Origin of the sequence: Neisseria sp. HMSC070F02, assembly GCF_001814225.1 — a bacterium.
Classification (GTDB): Bacteria; Pseudomonadota; Gammaproteobacteria; order Burkholderiales; family Neisseriaceae; genus Neisseria; species Neisseria meningitidis.
In genome coordinates this window covers 1-4,621 of the sequence record NZ_KV815449.1, presented here as the reverse complement: position 1 = coordinate 4,621, position 4,621 = coordinate 1, and the positions used below count along the sequence as shown (strand labels likewise).

The 4,621-nt window shown below is 50.4% G+C and carries 5 protein-coding genes and 1 pseudogene; 2 read left to right on the top strand and 4 right to left on the bottom strand.

Features of this window, described 5'->3' with window-relative positions; all coding sequences use genetic code 11:
* The 3 genes from HMPREF2959_RS12930 to HMPREF2959_RS07125 all read right to left on the bottom strand — a co-directional run.
* On the bottom strand, positions 1-245 hold a 245-nt coding region (locus tag HMPREF2959_RS12930; RefSeq protein WP_002218330.1), incomplete at its 3' end, for a hypothetical protein.
* On the bottom strand, positions 246-596 hold the full coding sequence (locus HMPREF2959_RS07130) for a hypothetical protein (protein ID WP_002218331.1): 351 nt from the start codon (positions 594-596) through the stop codon (positions 246-248).
* A 6-nt stretch (positions 597-602) separates the two neighbouring features.
* Positions 603-875 carry a hypothetical protein gene (locus tag HMPREF2959_RS07125; protein WP_002218332.1) on the bottom strand — a complete coding sequence of 91 codons (273 nt, stop codon included), beginning with the start codon at positions 873-875 and terminating at the stop codon, positions 603-605.
* A gap of 235 nt (positions 876-1,110) precedes the next feature.
* On the opposite strand from HMPREF2959_RS07125, the gene HMPREF2959_RS07120 reads away from it, so the two are divergent.
* Positions 1,111-2,538 (top strand): HlyD family type I secretion periplasmic adaptor subunit, encoded by a 1,428-nt coding sequence (locus tag HMPREF2959_RS07120; protein WP_002218333.1) that lies wholly within the window; start codon positions 1,111-1,113, stop codon positions 2,536-2,538.
* Between the two features lie 68 nt (positions 2,539-2,606).
* Positions 2,607-4,010, top strand: coding sequence for a TolC family protein (locus tag HMPREF2959_RS07115; protein WP_002212583.1), 1,404 nt, complete (start codon positions 2,607-2,609; stop codon positions 4,008-4,010).
* Between the two features lie 163 nt (positions 4,011-4,173).
* On the opposite strand, the pseudogene HMPREF2959_RS07110 reads toward HMPREF2959_RS07115, so the two are convergent.
* Positions 4,174-4,621: pseudogene (locus HMPREF2959_RS07110) on the bottom strand (IS630 family transposase); the annotation flags it as partial.

Sequence of the window (4,621 nt, the reverse complement as noted above, 5' to 3'; positions counted from 1 at the left end):
TAATCGTCCCTTCTTAGGGACGCAATATATAAGGGACGCAATATATAAGGTTTTAAAACGCTAAGAACAAAATCCGATAACGGCTCTGAAGAAGTAAGTCTTTCTTTATTGCACAAGATAGCAAACTTCCACGGCATTCTCGCCCCACCCGTGCCGTCCAAGCCTTTTTCAAAGACATAGATGGTTTTCTTGGCAATCACTTCGTCAGTTTGGCGGTCGATAATCCGTATGGTCGCACCTGCCACTCAGTGCCTGCGCAGCTTGGAATCGACATTGTTTTCGAACGTTACCGCATAACGGGCGGGGTGTATATGGTTAAGTATTTGATTTAGCGGAAAATCTTTACCTGAATACCGAATAATATCGGAATGGTTGGGTTGCAGGACATCCACATAGCGGTATTCCCCATCGCTAAAAAATCCTAGGAAACGAGCAATAAAATTTACGCCTTCGCTGGTCTGTAAAGCCGCATTGTCCCACATCGGGTCTCTGGTTTTTGCATCTGCCGAAACGGTACGCTCAGGTACTACCTTCAACAGCATAATCCCTTCCACATTGTCCGCCGTCTGGTAAATCTTTCCCCCGCCGTTTTGCATTGTTCGTTAAACACGGCTTCGGCTTCTTTGTATTTTCTGTCCCACTCTTCTTGTGCCTGTATTTCTTCTTTGCTCGGGCAGAATTGTTTGGGAATAATCCAAACAAACAGCATCAGGATAGCGGCGGCGGTCAGGCTGCCTGAAAGGATTTTGCCGGGGTTTTTTGTAGGCAAAGCGGACGAGAAACCAAAGCAACAGCAGCATGGTGTCCCAATAGCCGATTGAGAATAGGATGGCCAAACCTTCTAGGAAATGGCGTAAATCGTTTGTGGTAAACATGGGTAGTTCCTGTGGTTAAATGTGCAGGCTGCTTTTTGCCGAACCTTGCCGCATCTCAAAAGTAGCCTGCGCTTCAGCGTTGCGTTACGCAGTAAAATAATGAATATTTGTAACGACTTGGGTATTTTTTGTCAATATTCCCGCCTTTCCCTTAACAGCTGCCGCGCTTTCCGTTAAAATTCCTTTACATATTTATATTGTTTCCTGTTTCTATATTGCCAAGGTTATACCCGTTATGTTTTTCTCCGCCCTGAAATCCTTTCTTTCTCGATACATTACTGTATGGCGCAATGTTTGGGCGGTGCGCGACCAGTTGAAACCGCCCAAACGCACGGCGGAAGAACAGGCGTTTTTGCCCGCGCATTTGGAACTGACCGATACGCCGGTCTCTGCCGCTCCGAAATGGGCGGCGCGTTTTATTATGGCGTTTGCGCTTTTGGCTTTGTTGTGGTCCTGGTTCGGCAAAATCGATATTGTGGCGGCGGCTTCGGGCAAAACGGTGTCGGGCGGGCGCAGCAAAACCATCCAGCCGCTGGAAACGGCGGTGGTTAAGGCGGTACATGTGCGCGACGGGCAGCATGTGAAACAGGGAGAAACGCTGGCGGAACTGGAGGCTGTGGGAACAGACAGCGATGTGGTGCAGTCGGAGCAGGCTTTGCAGGCTGCCCAATTGTCCAAACTGCGTTATGAAGCGGTATTGGCGGCATTGGAAAGCCGTACCGTGCCGCATATCGATATGGCGCAAGCACGGTCTTTAGGTCTCTCCGATGCCGATGTGCAATCGGCGCAGGTGTTGGCGCAGCACCAGTATCAGGCATGGGCGGCGCAGGATGCGCAATTGCAGTCGGCTTTGCGCGGCCATCAGGCGGAATTGCAGTCGGCCAAGGCGCAGGAGCAGAAGCTGGTTTCGGTGGGGGCGATCGAGCAGCAGAAAACAGCAGACTACCGCCGTTTGCGGGCCGACAATTTTATTTCGGAACATGCGTTTTTGGAGCAGCAGAGCAAATCGGTCAGCAATTGGAACGATTTGGAAAGTACGCGCGGTCAGATGAGGCAGATTCAGGCGGCCATTGCACAGGCGGAGCAGAATCGGGTGCTGAATACGCAGAACCTGAAACGCGATACGCTGGATGCGCTGCGCCAGGCAAACGAACAGATTGACCAATACCGCGGCCAAACGGATAAGGCAAAGCAGCGGCAGCAGCTGATGACAATACAGTCGCCTGCGGACGGCACGGTGCAGGAATTGGCCACCTATACGGTGGGCGGTGTGGTGCAGGCTGCCCAAAAAATGATGGTGATTGCGCCCGATGACGACAAAATGGACGTGGAAGTTTTGGTATTGAACAAAGACATCGGTTTTGTGGAACAGGGACAGGATGCGGTGGTGAAGATTGAGAGCTTTCCCTATACGCGCTACGGTTATCTGACGGGCAAGGTGAAAAGTGTCAGCCATGATGCGGTAAGCCACGAACAGTTGGGCTTGGTTTATACGGCGGTGGTGTCGCTGGACAAACATACCTTGAATATTGACGGCAAAGCAGTGAATCTGACGGCGGGCATGAATGTCACGGCGGAGATTAAAACGGGTAAACGGCGGGTGCTGGATTATCTGTTAAGCCCGCTGCAAACCAAATTGGACGAAAGCTTTAGGGAGCGATAGGCGGATCCGTACTGGGCATTTGTTATCCGCCGGTTCGGACATGCAGACTGCCTGAAACCATTGCCCGGATGACATTGCTCAATCTAATGATAATGCAAGATTACGGTATTTCCGTTTGCCTGACACTGACGCCCTATTTGCAACATGAACTATTTTCGGCTATGAAATCCTATTTTTCCAAATATATCCTACCCGTTTCACTTTTTACCTTGCCACTATCCCTTTCCCCATCCGTTTCGGCTTTTACGCTGCCTGAAGCATGGCGGGCGGCGCAGCAACATTCGGCTGATTTTCAAGCGTCCCATTACCAGCGTGATGCAGTGCGCGCACGGCAACAACAAGCCAAGGCCGCATTCCTTCCCCATGTATCCGCCAATGCCAGCTACCAGCGCCAGCCGCCATCGATTTCTTCCACCCGCGAAACACAGGGATGGAGCGTGCAGGTGGGACAAACCTTATTTGACGCTGCCAAATTTGCACAATACCGCCAAAGCAGGTTCGATACGCAGGCTGCAGAACAGCGTTTCGATGCGGCACGCGAAGAATTGCTGTTGAAAGTTGCCGAAAGTTATTTCAACGTTTTACTCAGCCGAGACACCGTTGCCGCCCATGCGGCGGAAAAAGAGGCTTATGCCCAGCAGGTAAGGCAGGCGCAGGCTTTATTCAATAAAGGTGCTGCCACCGCGCTGGATATTCACGAAGCCAAAGCCGGTTACGACAATGCCCTGGCCCAAGAAATCGCCGTATTGGCTGAGAAACAAACCTATGAAAACCAGTTGAACGACTACACCGACCTGGATAGCAAACAAATCGAGGCCATAGATACCGCCAACCTGTTGGCACGCTATCTGCCCAAGCTGGAACGTTACAGTCTGGATGAATGGCAGCGCATTGCCTTATCCAACAATCATGAATACCGGATGCAGCAGCTTGCCCTGCAAAGCAGCGGACAGGCGCTTCGGGCAGCACAGAACAGCCGCTATCCCACCGTTTCTGCCCATGTCGGCTATCAGAATAACCTCTACACTTCATCTGCGCAGAATAATGACTACCACTATCGGGGCAAAGGGATGAGCGTCGGCGTACAGTTGAATTTGCCGCTTTATACCGGCGGAGAATTGTCGGGCAAAATCCATGAAGCCGAAGCGCAATACGGGGCCGCCGAAGCACAGCTGACCGCAACCGAGCGGCACATCAAACTCGCCGTACGCCAGGCTTATACCGAAAGCGGTGCGGCGCGTTACCAAATCATGGCGCAAGAACGGGTTTTGGAAAGCAGCCGTTTGAAACTGAAATCGACCGAAACCGGCCAACAATACGGCATCCGCAACCGGCTGGAAGTAATACGGGCGCGGCAGGAAGTCGCCCAAGCAGAACAGAAACTGGCTCAAGCACGGTATAAATTCATGCTGGCTTATTTGCGCTTGGTGAAAGAGAGCGGGTTAGGGTTGGAAACGGTATTTGCGGAATAAAGCAGGCTGAAACGGTTATGAAATTCCCAAAGCAGCCTGCACCCCGTTTCGAAAGTGCAGGCTGCTTTGGGATTGATCCGATACTTTCACATTCTCATTGCCTTTAAATAAAGCACAGTTAAAAACACATTTAAATTAAGTGCGAATTAATTCAAATGTATATTCAATTAAAATCAAAATAGGACAGTAGTGCATCGTCAAATCGGGCGTAATCAGACAAAACGGTTCGCAGATACCGCTTAATATTCGCCCACACTTTCTCAATCGGGTTGAGCTCAGGTAAATAAGGTGCAAGAGGCAATACCTTATGTCCCAATTTTTCCGCCATTTCCCGTAAGACACCCATACGGTGAAATCGCGCATTATCTAAAATAATCACCGATTTTTGAGTCAATGCGGGCAGTAGGCATTGCTGAAACCACGCTTCAAAAAAGACTCCGATCATCGTATTTTGATAAACCATCGGAGCAATCAGCCGGTTGCCGACTTGTGCGGACACCAAAGATAAGCGTTGGTATCTTTTTCCACTTATCTGCGCTTTTACTATTTGCCCTTTCAGGCTGCGGGTATAGGGACAGAACAGGTAGCGGTCAAATCCTGTTTCATCCAAA

Coding starts and splice junctions, on each gene's coding strand:
- HMPREF2959_RS07130 (WP_002218331.1), bottom strand. CDS start 596: ATGCAAAACGGCGGGGGAAAGATTTACCAGACGGCGGACAATGTGGAA.
- HMPREF2959_RS07125 (WP_002218332.1), bottom strand. CDS start 875: ATGTTTACCACAAACGATTTACGCCATTTCCTAGAAGGTTTGGCCATC.
- HMPREF2959_RS07120 (WP_002218333.1), top strand. CDS start 1,111: ATGTTTTTCTCCGCCCTGAAATCCTTTCTTTCTCGATACATTACTGTA.
- HMPREF2959_RS07115 (WP_002212583.1), top strand. CDS start 2,607: ATGACATTGCTCAATCTAATGATAATGCAAGATTACGGTATTTCCGTT.